Origin of the sequence: Lipingzhangella rawalii (assembly GCF_031628175.1) — a bacterium.
Classification (GTDB): domain Bacteria; phylum Actinomycetota; class Actinomycetes; order Streptosporangiales; family Streptosporangiaceae; genus Lipingzhangella_A; species Lipingzhangella_A rawalii.
The window spans coordinates 15,009-33,127 of the sequence record NZ_JAVLVT010000003.1 but is presented as its reverse complement, the minus strand read 5'-3'; the positions used below and the strand labels follow the sequence as shown (position 1 = coordinate 33,127).

At 69.8% G+C, this 18,119-nt stretch carries 16 protein-coding genes; 8 read left to right on the top strand and 8 right to left on the bottom strand.

Annotated features, from left to right (window positions below; all coding sequences use genetic code 11):
• Positions 1–72: 72 nt before the first annotated feature.
• The 5 genes from RIF23_RS06935 to acs all read right to left on the bottom strand — a co-directional run bounded on the left by RIF23_RS06935 (position 73) and on the right by acs (position 7,221).
• Entirely contained in the window at positions 73–579 is a 507-nt protein-coding gene (locus RIF23_RS06935) for a SixA phosphatase family protein (RefSeq protein WP_310911575.1), read from the bottom strand.
• 184 nt (positions 580–763) lie between these two features.
• On the bottom strand, positions 764–3,145 hold the full coding sequence (locus RIF23_RS06930) for a sodium-translocating pyrophosphatase (RefSeq protein ID WP_407659436.1): 2,382 nt from the start codon (positions 3,143–3,145) through the stop codon (positions 764–766).
• A 644-nt stretch (positions 3,146–3,789) separates the two neighbouring features.
• On the bottom strand, positions 3,790–4,299 hold the full coding sequence (locus tag RIF23_RS06925; protein ID WP_310911573.1) for a DUF309 domain-containing protein: 510 nt from the start codon (positions 4,297–4,299) through the stop codon (positions 3,790–3,792).
• Positions 4,300–4,528: 229 nt separating this feature from the next.
• The gene (locus RIF23_RS06920; RefSeq protein WP_310911572.1) at positions 4,529–5,047 is read right to left on the bottom strand and encodes a phage holin family protein; all 519 of its coding nucleotides are present in this window, start codon (positions 5,045–5,047) and stop codon (positions 4,529–4,531) included.
• 245 nt (positions 5,048–5,292) lie between these two features.
• Entirely contained in the window at positions 5,293–7,221 is a 1,929-nt protein-coding gene (gene acs / locus RIF23_RS06915) for an acetate--CoA ligase (RefSeq protein WP_310912078.1), read from the bottom strand.
• Between the two features lie 248 nt (positions 7,222–7,469).
• Between acs and RIF23_RS06910 the strand changes: the two genes are divergently transcribed.
• The gene (locus RIF23_RS06910) at positions 7,470–8,375 is read left to right on the top strand and encodes a Fic family protein (protein WP_310911571.1); all 906 of its coding nucleotides are present in this window, start codon (positions 7,470–7,472) and stop codon (positions 8,373–8,375) included.
• 545 nt (positions 8,376–8,920) lie between these two features.
• On the opposite strand, the gene RIF23_RS06905 is transcribed toward RIF23_RS06910, so the two are convergent.
• Positions 8,921–9,526, bottom strand: a complete 606-nt coding sequence (locus RIF23_RS06905) for a TenA family protein (RefSeq protein WP_310911570.1) — start codon at positions 9,524–9,526, stop codon at positions 8,921–8,923.
• Positions 9,527–9,695: 169 nt separating this feature from the next.
• On the opposite strand from RIF23_RS06905, the gene ssd reads away from it, so the two are divergent.
• The 4 genes from ssd to RIF23_RS06885 are packed head-to-tail and all read left to right on the top strand — an operon-like array spanning position 9,696 to position 13,547.
• Positions 9,696–10,799: a septum site-determining protein Ssd gene (gene ssd, locus RIF23_RS06900; RefSeq protein ID WP_310911569.1), complete on the top strand. Its 1,104-nt coding sequence runs from the start codon at positions 9,696–9,698 to the stop codon at positions 10,797–10,799.
• The gene (locus RIF23_RS06895; protein ID WP_407659414.1) at positions 10,796–11,995 is read left to right on the top strand and encodes a TadA family conjugal transfer-associated ATPase; all 1,200 of its coding nucleotides are present in this window, start codon (positions 10,796–10,798) and stop codon (positions 11,993–11,995) included. Before ssd ends, RIF23_RS06895 begins: the two co-directional genes overlap by 4 nt.
• A complete protein-coding gene (locus RIF23_RS06890; RefSeq protein ID WP_310911568.1) occupies positions 11,992–12,768 on the top strand; it encodes a type II secretion system F family protein in 777 nt (258 codons plus the stop codon). Before RIF23_RS06895 ends, RIF23_RS06890 begins: the two co-directional genes overlap by 4 nt.
• Positions 12,765–13,547, top strand: a complete 783-nt coding sequence (locus tag RIF23_RS06885) for a type II secretion system F family protein (RefSeq protein WP_310911567.1) — start codon at positions 12,765–12,767, stop codon at positions 13,545–13,547. The genes RIF23_RS06890 and RIF23_RS06885 overlap by 4 nt, the downstream gene beginning before the upstream one ends.
• A 48-nt stretch (positions 13,548–13,595) precedes the next feature.
• On the opposite strand, the gene RIF23_RS06880 is transcribed toward RIF23_RS06885, so the two are convergent.
• A complete protein-coding gene (locus RIF23_RS06880; protein ID WP_310911566.1) occupies positions 13,596–14,519 on the bottom strand; it encodes a LysR family transcriptional regulator in 924 nt (307 codons plus the stop codon).
• A gap of 117 nt (positions 14,520–14,636) precedes the next feature.
• Between RIF23_RS06880 and RIF23_RS06875 the strand changes: the two genes are divergently transcribed.
• From RIF23_RS06875 to RIF23_RS06865, 3 genes are read left to right on the top strand one after another with little or no spacing between them, the layout of a single operon-like run.
• A complete protein-coding gene (locus RIF23_RS06875; protein WP_310911565.1) occupies positions 14,637–14,906 on the top strand; it encodes a DUF4244 domain-containing protein in 270 nt (89 codons plus the stop codon).
• Positions 14,899–15,270, top strand: coding sequence for a TadE family type IV pilus minor pilin (locus RIF23_RS06870; protein ID WP_310911564.1), 372 nt, complete (start codon positions 14,899–14,901; stop codon positions 15,268–15,270). The genes RIF23_RS06875 and RIF23_RS06870 overlap by 8 nt, the downstream gene beginning before the upstream one ends.
• A complete protein-coding gene (locus RIF23_RS06865; RefSeq protein WP_310911563.1) occupies positions 15,267–15,677 on the top strand; it encodes an Rv3654c family TadE-like protein in 411 nt (136 codons plus the stop codon). Before RIF23_RS06870 ends, RIF23_RS06865 begins: the two co-directional genes overlap by 4 nt.
• Before the next feature lie 62 nt (positions 15,678–15,739).
• Here the strand turns inward: RIF23_RS06865 and RIF23_RS06860 are convergent, their stop codons facing one another.
• Entirely contained in the window at positions 15,740–18,091 is a 2,352-nt protein-coding gene (locus tag RIF23_RS06860; RefSeq protein ID WP_310911562.1) for a DEAD/DEAH box helicase, read from the bottom strand.
• Between the last annotated feature and the right edge of the window lie 28 nt (positions 18,092–18,119).

The following is an 18,119-nucleotide window of genomic DNA, read 5'->3' as shown; positions in this document are numbered from 1 at the left end:
ACCTGGCGGTCCTGGTGCGTCGGCACGGCGAACACGCCGGCCGGTGGGGGACGGCGTCGCGTGGCCACGAGCTCAGAGCCGCCGGGCGGTTCCTGCGCCCGGTGCCGTGTACAGCCAGGTGACATCCAGGTCGATCACGGCGAGACTCGCCGGTGCGAAGTCCGAATCCACACCGCCGTTCCCTCCGACGTGCGGGAACGCACCGGCCAGGTGGGCCATGGTCGGATTGTGCCCGATGACCAGCAGGGTGCTGACCGTGGCCGGTGTCTCGGACACCAGGGCCAGGGTTTCGTCCAACCCGGCTCCGTAGAGCCGCCGGTCCAGCTCCACAACCGGCTCGGTCGACAGCGCCGGCTGTACCATCGTCCACGTCTCCCGGGCCCGGCGCGCCGTTGAGCACAGCACATAGTCCGGGCTGAGTCCCGCGGCGGACAGCCGGGCCCCCGCCGCGGCCGCCGCGTCGCGTCCCTGTGGAGTGACGGGCCGCTGCTCGTCGGTTCCGGGGGCGCTGGCCGGCTCCGCGTGCGCGTGCCGCATCACGACCAGGCAACGGGAGCTCTGGGAATTCTGGGAACTCACGGTGCGGCCACCATCGCCGCCGCAGCAAACCCGACCAGGATGAGCAGCATCAGCCCAACGACGACCACCAGGCCGCCTCGTCCAGAAAGCATGGTCCCAGTGTGACACGGAACAACGCCGGGGCCCCCACAACCCTCGTGGGAACCCCGGCGTCCTGGCTGGTCAGATGCTGCGCAGCGTCTGACTACTGGTCGTTCCGGCCGTCGCTGACCGTGGCCTGTTCTGCGGTGTCCGCACTGCGCAGCCCGGGGATGACCTCCCCGTTGCCCGCAGGCGGGTCCGCCTCGGCCGCACCGGTGGCCGCGGGTGGAGTGGCCCCCGGCCCCGCCGCGTCCACCTGTGCCGCGTCGCCACTCGAACGCCGCTTGGACCACACGATCGCCCCGGCGATGATCGCGACCGCGGCAGCGGCCACACCGAGACGCAGCAGCAGGTTGTCAGCGTAGAGAACCACGCTCGGTGCGATCAGGAGCGCGACGAGGTTCATCACCTTGAGTAGGGGGTTGATTGCGGGACCGGCGGTGTCCTTGAAGGGATCCCCCACCGTGTCGCCGATCACGGTGGCGTCGTGGGCCTCGGACCCCTTGCCGCCGTGTTCCCCGTCCTCGACGAGCTTCTTCGCGTTGTCCCACGCTCCCCCCGAGTTGGCCAGGAACACCGCCATCAGTACGCCGGCGGTGATGGAACCGCCGAGGAAGGCGCCCAGCGGTGCATACCCCAGGGCGAATCCCACGGCGATGGGGGACAACACCGCCAACAGGCCGGGTGTGGCGAGCTCGCGCAGGGAGTCCCGGGTGCAGATGTCCACGACGCGGGCGTACTCCGGCTTCTCGCTGCCGTCCATGATGCCCGGCCGGCTCCGGAACTGGGCGCGCACCTCCTCGACCACCTGACCGGCGGCCCGACCGACCGCCGAGATCGTCAGTCCGGCGAACAGGAACACCACGCAGGCGCCGATGATCACGCCCACCAGAACGTTGGGTTCGTCCAGGGACAGCGAGAAGCTCTCCGGGTCCAGGCCGGTGACTTCGAGGGCCCCCTGGACCGAGGTCTTGAACGCCCCGAACAGGGCGGTGGCCGCGAGCACCGCGGTCGCGATCGCGATCCCCTTGGTGATGGCCTTGGTGGTGTTACCGACAGCGTCGAGGCTCGTCAGGACGTCGGCGCCCTTCCCTTCGACGTCTCCCGACATCTCGGCGATGCCCTGGGCGTTGTCCGCCACCGGGCCGAAGGTGTCCATAGACACGATCACACCGACGGTCGTGAGCAGTCCGGTTCCGGCCAGCGCGACGGCGAAGAGGCTCAGGGTGGTGCTGCCCCCGCCGAGGAGGAAGGCGCCGTAGACGGTCCCCGCGATCAACAGTGCGGAGTACACGGCCGACTCCAGTCCCACCGAGACCCCGGAGAGAATGACGGTGGCCGGACCGGTCTCCGAGCTCTTGCCGATATCCCGCACCGGTCGCCGGTTCGTTTCGGTGAAGTACCCGGTCAGCACCTGGATCGCTGCTGCGAGCAGGAGCCCGAGGAGAACGGCGCCCACCGCGAACAGCTGCGGGTTCCCGTCCATATCGGCGATCTCGGCGCTCGCCCCGGTCAGTTGGTCGAAACTGCTCGGCAGGTACAGGAAGGAGGCGAGCGCGACCAGCACCGCGGAGACCACCGCGGAGATGAAGAAGCCACGGTTGATGGCGGACATACCCGTGGTGTCGCGGGCCAGCGGGGTGACCGCGAAGATCCCGATCACTGCGGTGATCACACCGATCATTGGAACCAGCAGCGGGAACACCAGTCCCTCCTGGCCAAAGGCGACTCCGCCCAGGATCAGTGCCGCAACCAGCACCACGGCGTAGGACTCGAACAGGTCGGCTGCCATACCGGCGCAGTCCCCCACGTTGTCGCCAACGTTGTCGGCGATGGTGGCTGCGTTGCGGGGATCGTCCTCGGGGATCCCCTGCTCCACCTTGCCGACCAGGTCCGCCCCGACATCTGCTGCCTTGGTGTAGATGCCACCACCAACCCGCATGAACATCGCGAGCAGCGCGGCACCGAATCCGAAGCCCTCCAACACGATCGGCGCGTCGCCCGTGTAGGCGAGCACCACCAGGGCCGCTCCTGCAAGCCCAAGTCCGACGGTGAACATCCCGGCGACGCCGCCGGTACGGAAGGCGATGCGCATCGCACGATTGTGCCCGCCATCCCGGGCCGCCGCCGCGACGCGTACGTTCCCGCGCACGGCGAGCCACATACCGACAAAGCCGGTGACCGCGGAGAAGCCCGCTCCGATCGCGAAGAACAGGGAACGGCCGATCCGCACCCAGAGTTCACTCATGTCGCTGTCCGGGACCGGAAGGAACAGCAGGAGGATCGGAATCACGACCACGAAGACAATGAGGGTACGGAACTGGCGCCGAAGGTAAGCGCTCGCACCCTCCTGCACCGCCCGCGCAATATTCTGCATTCGCTCGGTGCCCTGACCGGCGTTCAGGACCTCGCGGACCAGTCGGGCGGCCACGGCGAGCGCCAGAAGCGCTACCACCAGGACCGCAACCACCAGCCCGAGATCCATACCGCTCAGATTGAGCACCGGCCCGCCATCCGCGGCGGCTGGGTTCTGCTCAGACAAAGCGTCCTCCTCGAGCGGGTGCACGCCCCCAAGCTCGCGCATCAGCGCAGCTGGCGGTGAGGCAACAAGGGGAGGTGCCACCGCGACTACGGGTTGAACACACCGGTACCGCCGTCGCCAAACGGCCGCGGCGTGCCGGGAATTCTACGCATCACCGTCGCGGAACGCCGAGCGCGGATGCCATAAGCCACGCCAACAACGGAAGTTGTGATCCCGCAGTGATCTTAAAAAACCAAGAAATTACACATGAAGAAAAAGAGCATTCCAAAACCGCAATGCAGAATTTCCTCACAAAAAACTCATTTGGCAATATAAAGGACAAATGAGACAGGATTCACATCCCCGACCGGGGGCGCACAGCGCGCCGCACCCAGGCCGCGGCTTGTCAGAAACCAAGCCTCCCAGTTCGCAATGCGAGAGACCAGACCCTATGCACAACTGTGGTCTAGTCCACTTCCAGCACCCGAACTTCCCCCATCGGCCTTCCGACACCCTCATCGGCCTTTGGCCATTTCCATGGCCTGAGGGGCCGCCCCGAGGGGTCCTAACCGCCGCAATCCCACCCAGACGCGGCTGGGATTCCGCGGTTAGTTATCGGCGCGTAGGCGCAGCTGCGCCGGATCCACAGTCGTCCTGCGGCCGGCCTCCACCTCGTCCGCGAGGTGGAGGGCGTAGGCCGCCACGTCAGCGGTCGCGACGCCGTGCGGAACCGGACCTCCCACCTCGTCCGCGAATGCCGCGACACGCTGCGCACCCCGGCGCAGCAGACGCACCGCGCCGGTCAGATTCTGCCGCTGGACGTGGGTGAGTCCGACAGCGACCTGGGCAAGTCCCTGCCACAGCTCCCGTTCCGTACTGGCGGCCGACTTCCACACCGCTTCCAACACCTCGTGTGCGGTGAAGGCGTATCCCTCGTCGAGCAGCTCCTGCGCCCTGGCGAGACCCTCGGCCGGCGTGTACTCGGCGTCCTCCGGGATGACGGGCGCGCCCTGCGGCGACCCGTGTGGCAGCGGACGCCCGTAGGCATCCCGCGGGCGTTGGTTCTGCGCCCGGCCCTCGACGTCACGGTCCCGGTCAGTCATCCGATTCTGTGGCATGCAACCATCCGATCAATGTCCCTGCCCCGCGCCGGTACGCGGCGTTACGACGATACGGCGATACGCCGGTATGCCGGTACGGCCATGTCGTCGTCCTGCGGCCCGACCGTGCGTGGAGCACAGCACGGCACTGCGGCACTGCGGCACTGCCAACCGTATCCGGCCAGGAAGAGCGCAGGTCAGTAGTGGCCGCCCCGACCCCGGGGGCGACCGCAGCAGTCCCCGCACCCTAGGTCTGCTTCGGCTGCCGGTCCCCCACCAGGTCAAGCAGGCTGCCCGTGGGCTCCCGCCGCCGGAGGACCCCGAAAATCTCCCGCACCGCGGCCTTGGTCTGGGGAATCCCCTGCCGTCGCTTGAACCGGCGTACTCCCAGGAACAGCAGCAGCACCGCGGACAGGAGGTAGGCCCCCGTCACGATCAGGAAAGACAGCCATGCGGCGAGGCCCGCCGCCGTGATCCCCAGGGCGATCGTCACCGAGGCGAGGATCAGTACAAGGTGCCCCACGACCAGGGCGACCACCAGCATTCCCGAGCCGATGGCCATCGTCCGTCCCTCACGGGACAGTTCCAGAGCCGCGATCTCGCGTTGCAGTTCGACCAGGCGCTGGAGATCCGCGCTGGCCGCCTCCCGCAGTTCCCGCAGCGTCTGCTCGTGGCGCTGCGTCTGCTCCTGCTCGAATTCTGCACCACGCTCGTCGCGGGGGGAGGCGTTCCCCGCATTCCGGCCCTCTGGCTGAGTCCCGGCCATGGAGGTCACTCCCTTCACCGTTGCCACACGCGTTCGCCCGTGCATCTTCGCATACTCAGGCGCGCGGAATCGGACGGCAGCGCCGTCAGTTCTGACCTCCCCCAATCCGCGGGCTCCAGCACCCTGCTCTCGACCCCACCACGCGAACAGACCCGGTGGCACGGGACCGCTGCTCGGCGTCCCGTGCCACCGGACGACAGACGCGGGGATCAAGCGATCCGCTCACCCCGCTTTCGGCCCACGACTCAGTCGTCACCACCGGAGCTGGGGATCTGTTGGGAGATCAACTCCATCACCGAGGAGTCGGTCAGGGTCGTCACGTCCCCCAGTTCCCGGTTCTCCGCGACATCCCGCAGCAGGCGGCGCATGATCTTGCCCGAGCGTGTCTTCGGGAGTTCCGGAACGATCATGACCTGACGGGGCTTGGCGATCGGCCCCAGGGCGGCCCGGACATGCTCCCGCAGCTCCTGCACCAGCTCCTCGCCACCGTCGCCGGCTTCACCCCGCAGGATGACGAACGCGGCGATGGCCTGGCCCGTGACCGGGTCACTGGCCCCAACCACGGCTGCCTCAGCGACAGCCGAGTGGGAAACCAGCGCGGACTCGACCTCCGTGGTCGAGATGTTGTGTCCGGACACGAGCATGACGTCGTCCACACGGCCAAGCAGCCAGAAGTCGCCGTCCTCGTCTCGCTTGGCGCCGTCGCCGGGAAAGTACAGCCCCTCGAACCGGGACCAGTAGGTGTCGCGGTACCGCTGCGGATCCCCCCACACCCCGCGGAGCATCGCCGGCCAGGGCTCGCGAACAACGATGAAGCCACCGCTTCCCTTGGGGACCGAGGCTCCCTCCTCGTCCACGATGTCGGCCTCGATCCCCGGCAGGGGTTGCATGGCCGCTCCCGGCTTTCCCGAGGTCACACCGGGCAGGGGGGAGACCATGATCGCCCCCGTCTCGGTCTGCCACCAGGTGTCGACCACGGGCGTCTGGTCCCCGCCGATGTTGCGCCGGTACCAGATGTAGGCCTCCGGGTTGATTGGCTCCCCGACCGTGCCCAATACCCGAAGCGTGGACAGGTCGTAGCCCGCGGGAATCTCCTCACCCCACTTCATGAAGGTGCGGATCGCGGTCGGAGCCATGTACAGCAGGCTCACCCCGTAGGTGGAGACGATCTCCCAGAACCGTCCCCTGTGCGGCGTGTCCGGAGTGCCCTCGTACATCACCGAGGTCGCGCCGTTGGCGAGCGGTCCGTACACGATGTAGGAGTGCCCGGTGACCCAGCCGATGTCCGCGGCGGTCCAGAAGACGTCCGTCTCCGGTTTGAGGTCGAACACGGCCCAGTGCGACCAGGCAACCTGGGTGAGGTATCCGCCCGTGGTGTGCAGGATTCCCTTCGGCTTCGCCGTGGTCCCGCTGGTGTACATGATGTACAGCGGATGTTCCGCATCGTGGGCTTCGGGGGTGTGCTTCGTGGGCTGGCGGTCCACGACGTCGTGCCACCAGACGTCCCGCCCGTCCGTCCAGTCGACGTCCTGGCCGGTGCGCCGCACCACGAGAACGTGTCGAACCCCGGAACGGGAACGCAGGGCCTCGTCGACATTGGGCTTCAGGCCACTGGCTGTCCCTCGGCGGTAGCCACCGTCCGCGGTGATGACGACGCTGGCTTCCGCGTCGTCGATCCGGCTGCCGAGTGCGTCTGCGGAAAAGCCGCCGAACACCACCATGTGGATCGCACCGATGCGGGCACAGGCCAGCATGGCCACGACAGTCTCCGGGATCATCGGCATGTAGATCGCCACCCGGTCGCCCTTACTGACCCCCAGTTCCAGCAGGGCGTTGGCCGCCTGGCAGACCATGTCGGTGAGCTCGGCGTAGGTGATGGTGCGGGTATCCCCCGGCTCACCCTCCCAGTAGTAGGCGACCCGGTCGCCGTTGCCCTGCTCGACGTGCCGGTCCAGACAGTTCACCGCCGCGTTGAGCTGGCCACCGGTGAACCACGAGGCGAACGGCGCGTCCCACTCCAGCACGGTGTCCCAGGTCCGTTCCCAGGTGAGTCGGCGTGCCTGTTCCTCCCAGAATCCGAGCCGGTCCGCCGCGGCTCGCGCGTAGGCGTCGGCCTGGACATTGGCGTGCGCAGCGAGCTCGGCCGGTGGTGGGAAGCTGCGCGACTCCTGCATGAGATTGGACAACGCCTGGGTCTGCGAATCCGATCCCGCCACCACTGCGGCGCCCTGATCCGACGCCGCGTCGCGCCCGGAATGGGTCTCGGCCACGGTCGTGCTCCTTAGTTCTAGAGGGGTCGTTGTAGGTCCACCCGACGACTGTCCCGTTCAGCCGAGCGGGCACGTGACGCCACTCACAAGGGGAACGCTACAACCCCTGACCCGTCAGAGCCAGGGATGGGGGAGGACATAGAGTACGAGGAATGAGCAACGTGGATCCCCTGGCCCGCATCGCGGAACTCCCCGCCGTGCAGGAGGCCGTGCAGCACGCGCGCACCACCGTGGACCGGCTGTTCGGGCACCGGGTGCTGCGGCGCAGGGGAAGCGATGTTGCGATGGAGGCAACGCTTCGGGGGGCTCGCGCCTCGGCCGCCCTGGCCGGCGCCGACGTACCCCTGGAGGTGCTGCGGGCCCAGGGAGCGGCAGACACCGGGGAGACGGGCGAACGGCATCCCGACGACGCGGCCGACGGCGCTGGCACCGTGGCCACGACAGACGGAGGCACCACCGACGCGCGGGTTCGGGGAGCGCTGCGTATCTACGGAGACCTGGGGCCGCTGGTCCAGACGTGGAGTACCGCACCGCGACAGGTCCTGGCTCGGCTGCACACCCTGGCGGCGGCGGACCTGGTCGCCCCGGAGCACCTCGGCCGCCCCCGCGAGGCCGGCCATGCGCCGCCGGTGGTTGATCTCGAATCCACGACCGCCGCGGACGGCCCGCTGGGCGAACCGCCAGCCTCCGCCGAACTCACCGCGCGGCTCCAGGCTCTCGGACAGCTGGTCTCGACCCGCAGTGCGGCGCCAGCACTGGTGACGAGTTCCGTGGTGCACGGCGAATTGATGGTGCTGCGGCCATTCGGCTGGGGAGATGGACTGGTGGCCCGGGCGGCGGAACGGCTCACCCTCATCGATCTGGGTCTGGACCCCAAGGCGCTCGCGCCCACGGAGATCGGGCACGCGCAGGACCTTCAGCAGTACCGGACGGCCCTGGCGGCGTATCGGTCCGGGACACCGGAGGGCATCAGCCAGTGGATCGCGCACTGTTCCGAGGCTGTCGCCAGCGGAGCCCGGGAGACCCTGGCGACGTGTGAGGCACTGATGCGCGGCTGACCTACCAACGGTCACAGAACGTAGGCGCCGCACATGGGGACGGCGTCCCGACAAGGAGTTTCGCGCACTCGGTCGAGACGCCGCCTTTCACCATGTCAGTCCGGGTTAACATGCGTGCATTCGCAATTCTGACCAGGTACTACCTGTGTTCAGACGGGCCTCTTACGGCGTGGTGACGCGTGGGTACCCGGCTGCCATGTCCCTGGTGGGCGCTCCCACCTGCTAATTCCTTTCTACGTCCTATCGGGCGTTTTGAAAAGGGGGTGCACGCAGCGTCAGCACCGCAACGGGCATTAGTTCGCTATCCGTGCTAACGTTACGTGCTAGCTTTGCTACCTTAGTTGCGGCGGCGCGCGCGCCGGCAACCGCGGTGTGACTGTCCGTGGACCCTGAGGTCCGTCCCCGTACGTGCGCCGGCAGGTTCGCCCGTGCGTGCCTTCGCCGCCTCCGAGAACCCTCCCTGGAAAACGGAGCCGGCTCTACCCCCCCGGAGCCGGACCGTCAGACGGCCCCCGCTCTCCCCCCGGCGGGGGCCGTCACCTACCTCAGGGAAGGTTCCAGAACTCCAACTCGTGGCGCATGCCTTCCTCGAACAGGGCGCGAGCGCGATCACGGTCGATCTCGCACTCGTCGATCATCTGGGCGATCCGCTGCGTGAGTTCGGCAAATCCCGGGTCGGCATAGGTATCGATCCAGGTGCGGTAGCGGGTGTCCTCGGGCGGATCCTCGGCGAGAATCTGCCCCAGCGACGAGTATCCCCACATGCAGGGATACAGCGCGACCAACCCCTCGGCGTAGTTCGCCGCGGACGTGAGCAGGAAATCCGTGTAGGCCCGGCACGGGGCCGCCTTCTGTGCCCCCTCGAGATCGGCGTGGAACTCCGCGGCCAGGGAACGGTGCAGGTCGAGTTCCTCGTGCCAGGTGGCGTGGGCGAGATCCACAAGGTCGCCGAGATGTTCGGCCGGTGCCTGCCAGGCGAGACGGCTGAAGACCCGGACGTAGTCCAGCAGGAACAGGTAGTCCTGTTCCAGCCAGGAGCGAAAGCTGGTCTCGGGAAGATCCCCACGTCGGATCCCGGCGACCGTGGGGTGTTCCAGCTGCGCCCGCACGTGGGGGGCGCCATATTCGTGTAGCTCGGCGGAGAGTGTCACCCGACCATCGTAGGAAGCCCGCGGCCGGCGGGGAAGCCTGGGCGGGGTCGGCACGGGCGCCCGGCGACACTGTTCCACAGCCCCGACATTCTGCCTGGCTGTTGTGCGCGCGGATCGGCTCTAATGCGTTACCTCGCACGTCCCGCGCCAACCGCGGCAGGAGGCACCGATGTCCACCACCCCGGCCCCGCCCGACGCACCACCCCCAAACGTACGGCCACTGCTGGTCACCGACGATGGCACGCTCCTGGACCAGCTCCTCCAGCTCACCGCCGCCGCCGACGTCCAGGCGAGTGTGGCCCACACGCCATCGCACGCCCTACACACCCCGGAGACACCGCTGGTGGTGGTCGGCACCGACTTGGCTCCCAGCCTGGTGCTCCCGGACCGCCATCCCAACCTGGTCCTCGCGCGACGTTCCGAAACGGCCGGCTCACCACCGGACGAGATCTGGCAGCAGGCGGTCCGACTGGGGGCACACAACGTGTACACCCTGCCCGCGGACAACGAGGAACTGACCGAGATCATCGCCGAAGCCGTCGAAGGGCGCGCACCCGCGGCTCCCGTGGTGGGGGTGATGGCCGGGCGGGGTGGGGCCGGCGCGAGCCTGCTGGCCGTGGCCCTGGCGATGGCGGGAACCCGTGCCGGGCTGCGCACACTCCTGATCGACGTCGACCCCGTCGGTGGCGGCCTGGACCTCGTTCTGGGGGAGGAACACGCCTCCGGCGCCCGGTGGGGCGAATTGACCGAGCGCCAGGGCCGCATCAGCCCCAAAGCCCTGTGGAACGCCCTCCCTCACGTCCACGGCATGGCCCTGCTCACCTGGTCCCACGATGCGACGACACCCATTCCCGCCCAGGCCATGCGGTCCATACTCGGTGCGGCTACCCGCGGCACCGAACTCGTCGTCGCCGACCTCCCACGCAGCTGCGCCCCGGCCACCGAGGAGGTCCTGCGGCAGGCCGGGTCCGTGTTCGTGGTCATTCCCGCCGACGTCCGGTCCACGATCGCGGCGAGCCGCCTGGCCCGGGACCTGCGTGGGCGCACCACACGACTTCGGGCCGTCGTACGCTCCCGCCCGACCGGCGGGCTGGACGCGGACGTGGTGGCGGGATCGGCCGGTATCCCCCTGGCCGGGGAGCTGACTCCGGAACCGGGCTTGGAGCGGCTGCTCGACCGGGGGGATGTTCCGGCAAGCCGGGCCCGCTCACCGCTGCGAACTCTGGCCACCCAGCTGGTGGCCGAGCTCAGCCCGGCGGGGGTGTCTTCGTGAATACCGCACCCGCGCCCGGCGTGCTGGCGGCCGTGCGTCGTCGACTCGCCCGCGAGGCCGCCGAGCCCAGCCCGTCGCGGGTCGCCGCAGCCCTCCGCGCCGAGGGCGGGGTGTTGGGAAGCGCCGAAGTCCTGGACACGGTACGGACCCTGCGGGCGGACCTGACCGGGGCCGGCCCACTGGAACCCCTCCTCGAGGACCCGGCCACCACCGACATCCTGGTGAACGGCGCCGGACCGGTATGGGTGGACGACGGAACCGGCCTGCGCAGAAAGCCCGAGATCACCTTCACCGACGAGGCCCAGGTCCGCGACCTGGCGCAGCGTCTCGCGGCACAGGCGGGACGGCGCCTGGACGCGGCCTCGCCCTGGGTCGATGCACAGCTGGACAACGGGGTACGCCTGCACGCGGTCCTGCACCCGGTCGCCCGGGACGGCACCTGCCTGTCCCTGCGCCTTCCCCACCGTAGAGGGCTGTCCCTGGACGAGCTGAGGAGTCGGGGAGGCCTTGGCCGGTTCGGAGCGCAGCTCCTGCACGGGCTCGTTGCCACCCGGACCACGCTCCTGGTCTCCGGTGGCACGGGTACTGGAAAGACGACCCTACTCAACGCCCTCTTGGGCCTGGTGTCGCCCACGGAACGGCTGGTGCTCATCGAGGACTCCACCGAGCTTCGGCCCGATCACCCGCACGTGGTCCGGCTGGAGGCTCGCCCGCCGAACGTGGAGGGTAGCGGCAGTGTCACGGTCGAGCATCTGGTTCGTCAGGGCCTGCGTATGCGGCCGGATCGTCTGGTGGTGGGTGAGGCACGTGGCGCGGAGGTCGTCTCCCTGCTCGCCGCACTCAACACCGGCCACGAGGGGGGCGTGTCCACCCTGCACGCCAACGCGGCCACGGACGTCCCCGCGCGGATCGAGGCCCTGGGGTGTGCCGCCGGGCTGAGCCGGGAGGCGGTGCACAGTCAGCTGGCTGCCGCCCGCGCCGTGGTGGCCCACCTGAGCCGCACCACCACAGGACGACGCCGCCTCACCGAACTGTGCGTTCTCACCCGCGACGACGGCGACCTGGTCCGTGCCGTACCCGCGGTGCGCTTTCACGACGACGGGGAGAGCCGGCCGGGGCCGGGTCAGACCCAACTCGCCCACCGTCTGGGGCGCTGGTGGCCGCAGGCCCCCGAGCCCGGGGAGGCCGAACAGTGAGCACAGCGACGGGCCTCACCCTTACGGCCGTCGCGGGTGCGGCCCTGCTTCTCCTGGACACGACGCCCGATCCGGCCCAGCACCGACTGCGGGTCCTGCGCGCGGGGACGACCCGCCGGCAGACACGGCAACCTGGATGCGGAACCTGGCGGGAGGTGGTGTCGTCCCGGCTGCGGGCGCGGTCCCAGCGCACGGCCTGGGACCGCGCCCAGTATGTGGTGGAACTGTGTCAGGCACTGGCCGGGGAACTGCGGGCGGGCCATCCACCCGCATCCGGACTTGCCGCAGCGGTGGACAGCCTCGCCGAACGAGGACGCTCCGAACTGGCCGTCCTGCGGGGTTCCGCTGCGGCCGGGCACGATCCCGTGCCGGAACTCCACCGCTGCGCACTGCGGCCCGGCGCAGAGGGACTGTGCCACCTGGCGGCGTGCTGGCGGGTCGCCGCCACAGCGGGCGGCTCACTCGCCGACGCGGTGACCCAGCTCGGGGTGGGCTTGGCGGCCGAACAGGCGAACCGCCGAGAACTTCGGGCCCAGCTCGCCGGGCCCCGAGCTACGGCACTGCTGGTCTCCCTCCTCCCCATCCTGGGGCTGGCTCTCGCCACCGCGACGGGAGCGAAACCACTGGAGTTTCTCCTCACCACGCCTACGGGGCTCGTCCTCCTGTGCGTCGGCCTCGGTCTCGACCTGGCCGGCCTGTACTGGACCAGGCGCATGGTCCGTGGTGCGCTCGCCCCCGGGCAGGCGGCCTCGTGGTGGAAGGACCAACGGTGACCCCCGCCCCGGCCCTCGTCCCCAACCTGTCCAACCTCGCCGCGGGGGTCACGGTCGTCGCCGCGGTGGCCGTCGTGCTGCTCCCCGCGACGACCACCTGGTGCGCGAGCCGGCGGCTGCACGCCCTCCGGGCCTGCGCCCGGCCCGCCCCCATCTCGGATCACGAATTCCGGACTGGGCCCAGTGTGGCCTCGCTCCTCATCCCGGCCACGGTGCTGGGGACGGCCGGAATCCTGCTGGGCTGGCCGCTGGCGCTCCTGGCGGCAACGATCCTGGCCGCCGGCGGGTGGGTCCGGCACCGCCTCAGGCACGCCGCCCGGAACCGGATCCAGCAACACCGGATCCGCACGGACCTCCCGATCGCCGTGGACCTCTTGGTCTCGGCGATTCGAGCGGGGAGCCACCACGCGGGTGCCCTCGCGACCGTGGGGACGGCGATCGGAGGGCCGCTCGGCGCGTCGCTGGAGCGGGCTGCCCGGCAGCTGCACCTCGGCGCCCGCGCCGACGAGGTCTGGGGGCGATCCGGCGATCCTCCCGAACTGGCGGCGCTGGGGCGGGTCCTGACCCGGACCGGGGCCACCGGGGCCTCCCCGGCCGACGCCCTCGCCGCGTTCGCCGAGGAGTGTCGCGACCGGCTACGCGCCCAGTACACGGCCCGGGCGCAACGGGTCTCAGTCCTGGTCGTGCTGCCGCTTGGTCTGTGCTTCCTCCCGGCTTTTCTCCTGCTGGGTGTGCTGCCATTCGTGGTGGGACTGGCCGATCAGCTGAGCCTGCCCTGAGGTCTGCGCCCACCGCCCTCGGAACTGCGGCGAGGAACCTCCGCCGTATCACCACAGTCGCCCCTGACCCAGGATGCGGCTGCGCACGGTCTCCACCGCCAACACGGGTGCCGCGTCCACGCGACGCGTCAGATACAGCGAGGACCGGGGCGGAACCCGCGGCACACACACGGGCCGCACCGCGTTGCACGCCAGATCACCACCGCACAGGTAGTACGGCAACACACCAACCCCGGCGCCGGCGAGAATCGCCGAACGCACGGCCCGTAGGTCCTCGAGCATGAAGTCGGCGGGGCGTTGGGGAACCGGGATACCGGCCTGGGTTCCGTACTGGGCCAGTGGGGCCTGCTCCGTCCCCGTCCCTGCCCCTGCCCCGGCCCCGGTCCCCACAATCGGAACACCACGCAGCGCCTGCGGCAGCACGTCCGGACGCAACGGCGCACCGAGACGATGCGCCAAGTCCGAGCGGGTGACGAGCACCAGCTCCGAGTCACCGACGTGTTCACAGGCCAGGTCCCGGTCCGTGGACGGCCGGGTAGAGAGCACGAGGTCAAGACGTCCGCCCATGAGCGCCGCCTCCAGCTCCGCCGCGGGAGCGGGTGTGACGGTCACACGCAGGCCCTCGCGCACCAGGTCGGCCAGCGCGGGGACGAGAACGGCTCCCGTAACCTCCGTGGGGCCACCCAGATGCACGGCCTGAACCGGCTCCCCCGGGCAGGTCGAGGGAACGAGCGCGGTATCGATGCGGTCCAGGGACGGTCCGAGACGGCGGGCGAGCCGGTCCGCGTCGCGGGTGGGCTCAACCTCGCGGGCCAGCCGCCGGAACAGCGCGTAGCCCAGGTCCCGCTCCAGCTGCCGGATCTGGCCGGAGATGGCGGACTGGGAGACGTCGAGCTGGTCGGCAGCGCCGGTCATACACCTGCTCCGGTACACGATCAGGAATGCACGGAGCGCGTCGAGGGAGACAGCCACAGGCTTAGCGTTGCATCTTCAGCTTTCGTTGCCATCCCCGGATCCGGGTTTTCTCGGACACATCATCCACAGGTGGTGGATTCGCGTGGGCACACCCCCACGACACGTCGCACAGTGATGCGTATCGACGCGTCCGTCCATCCGACGTTCCCAACCCGAGGGGGAGTCATGCGCACACCGGCACCGTCGTCGCCGGCCCGCAACCACCACCCCACCACGGCGCCGCGTCCCCACCCTGGGGACCGGGGTATGTCCACGGTGGAGTACGCCTTGTGCACACTGGCTGCCGCCGCCTTCGCCGTGGTGCTGTACGCCGTCCTCACCAGTGACGAGGTACGCCAGGTACTTCTGGACATGGTCACCGGTGCCCTGAACACCCATGGCTGAGCCGACGCCGGCCGAACAGACGGGCGGCAGGGACCGCGGAACGGTAACGGTCGAGGTCGCGGTGGCACTGCCCGCGTTGGCGCTCCTCCTGGCGGTCGCGCTCGGCGCAGTCGAGGCCGGCGCCACCCAGGTGGCGTGTGTGGACTCGGCGCGCCTGGGTGCACGATCCCTGGCCCGTGGGGACAGCCCCCAGGTGGCTCGGGAGCTAATCCGGCAGACCGCCCCAGAAAGCTCCACGATGGTTCTGGAGGTTCAGGCGGAGCATGCCCGGGTCACCGTGTCGGCTCCGGTGCGACTGGCTCCGCTGCCCACCGGGCTGCGAGTCACCGGACGTGCGGTCACGCCAGCGGAACCAGGGTCGTGACCCGCGGGTCCGAACGGGACGACAGGGGCGCGGCAGTGGTGTGGATGGTCCTGTTGTGTGCCGTGATCTGGTTCGTCACCGCGACTGCCCTGGTGTCCGCGAGTCTTCGGGTGGACCGTCAGCGTGCCGCGACCGCTGCGGACCTGGCGGCGCTGGCGGCCGCACAGCATGTGGGAACTACGGACCCCTGTGTCCGGGCTCGGTGGGTGGCACACGCCAACGACGCCGTGCTCCAGGAGTGTGCGGTGCACGGGACTGAGGTGATCGTGAGTGTCACCGTCGAGCCCCGGCTGTGGCCGCAGGGCCAGGCCAGGGCTCGGGCCCGCGCCGGTCCGGCCGCTACGCCCGCACCTCCCGCCACGCCGAGAGACGGGAGTACGGACGCCCCCCACCCGGAACCGCCCTGAACCGCGGTGGGGCGCGGTCCCGTCCGTGCAGTGGTCGCGGACGGGCCGGTATCGGCCCCGGGTCAGGACTGAGGGAGCAGCGCGTCCAGGAGCTGCACGGCCCCGTGTTTACTCAACGGTTCGTTCCCGCTGCCACATTTGGGGGACTGCACGCAGGAGGGGCATCCGTCCGGACAGGGGCATGCGACGATCGCCTCCCGCGTGGCCACCAGCCACTCCCGGGCCGCGGAGTAGCCCCGTTCGGCGAAGCCGGCCCCGCCCGCGTGTCCGTCGTAGACGAACACGCTCAGCCGACCGGTGTCGGGATGTGCCACGGTGGACACCCCTCCGATATCCCACCGGTCGCAGGTGGCGAACAGGGGCAGGAGGCCGATCGCGGCGTGCTCGGCGGCATGTGCGGCCCCGCGCAGATCCACCCCGGTACGGGCGAGTCTCTGTTCGGTGTCCTGGGGGATCGTCCACCACACCGCTTTCGTGTCCAGGGTTCGTTCCGGAAGCGTGAGCCGGTGCTCCCCCAGCACCGCCCCGGTGCGTCCGTCCCGCTGCACGTATCCCACCACCCGGCGCCGAACCTGGACCGCACCGAGATTCACTGTGGCTCCCTGCCAGGAGACGGTCTGGTGCACACCTTGGATCGCCAGCTCGGTGTCCTCGCGGGCCCAGGTGCGATAGTGCACCTCCATCTCGGTGACCAGCGCGACCTGCCCATCGAGGTCCAGTTCCCGGACCAGGTAGGTGTTGCCCTGGTGGAGGTGGACCGCTCCCGGGTGCACACTCGTGTGGGCGGCGGAGGCATCAACCGTGCCCAGCAGCTGGCCGGTTTCCGCTTCGACGATGTGGAGCTGCGCACCCTCCCCGCCCCGAATACTGGCCAGGTCAGTTGCGCGTTGTGAACTCGTCCAGAACCAGCCTCGGGGGCGTCTGCGGAGCATTCCCTGCTCGGTGAGCCGCTCCAGGACACGACCCGATTCCGGGCCGAACAGCTCCAGATCCGCTTCGGTGAGGGGCAGCTCGGCCGCGGCGGCACACAGGTGCGGTCCCAGCACGTACGGATTGTCCGGGTCGAGGACACAGGCTTCCACCGGACGCCCGAAGATCGCCTCCGGATGGTGGACCAGATAGGTGTCCAGCGGATCCTCCCGGGCCACGAACACGGTCACGGCATGCTGTCCGGCGCGTCCGGCACGTCCCGCCTGCTGCCAGAGGGACGCCAACGTCCCCGGCCAACCGGCAATGATCACCGCGTCGAGGCCGGTGATGTCCATGCCCAGTTCCAAGGCGTTGGTGGTCGCCACACCGACGAGTTCCCCCTCACGCAGTGCGTACTCGAGGTAGCGACGATCCTGCGCCAGGTATCCGGCACGGTAGGCCGCCACCCGCTGGCCACGGTGCGACTGGCCACGGTCGCTCAGGTGACGCTGGGCGGACAGGGCCACGGCCTCAGCTCCCTGGCGAGAGCGCACGAAGGTGAGGGTGCGCAGCCCCGCCGCAACGAAGGTCGCCAGAATGTCGGCGGCTTCGGCCGTTGCGGACCGCCGCACCGGCGGACTCTGGGGGCTCTGGGGGTTCTGAACTGTGGGGGCGTCCCCGTCGAGGGCGCCCTCGGGCGCGCTGTCCGGGGATGCCGGCGGCTGTTCCCGCATGGGAGCCGGCTCCACCAGGGCGAACTCCATCCGGCCGTGCGGCGCCCCGTCGGTGGTGACGGCCCGCACAGCACGGCCCACGATCCGCTGTGCGCACTCCTGCGGGGCCGCGGTTGTCGCGGAGGCGAGCACGAAGGTGGGGCCGGGGTCATCCGGACGGTACCGGGCGCAGATGCGCCGCAGGCGCCGCACCAGGTGGGCCACGTGCGATCCCAGCACCCCACGATAGTGGTGGACCTCGTCGATGACGACCAGGCTCAGCCGGCGCAGGAACCGCCGCCAGGATGCGTGCCCCGGCAGGACACCGTGGTGCAGCATATCGGGGTTCGTCAGGACGACGTTGGCGTGCTGACGCGCCCAGGCACGCTCCGCGGTGGGGGTGTCCCCGTCGTAGGTGGCGGCGTACAGCCCTGGCAGGCGCAAGCCGTCGAGGAGCCGCCGCTGGTCTTCGGCCAGCGCCTTGGTGGGGGCCAGGTAGAGCATGGTGGCAGCACCGCCAGCACCGCCCAACACCGCGGACAGCCCCGGAAGTTGAAACGCCAGCGATTTCCCGGAGGCGGTTCCGGTGGCCACGATCACGTCCTGACCGCTCCATGCGAGCTCCGCCGCCGCGACCTGGTGGGACCACGGAGCGGCGATTCCGGCCTCCCGCAGCCGCGTCACGAGCTCGGGGGCTACCCACCGCGGCCAGTCTTCTGTTACCCCTGGACGCTCCGGCACATCCTCCGTGTGCGTGACCTGGGACAGGCGGGTAGGGTCACGCCAGAGCATGCCAAGCGTTGTCTCCCGCGGGTTCACC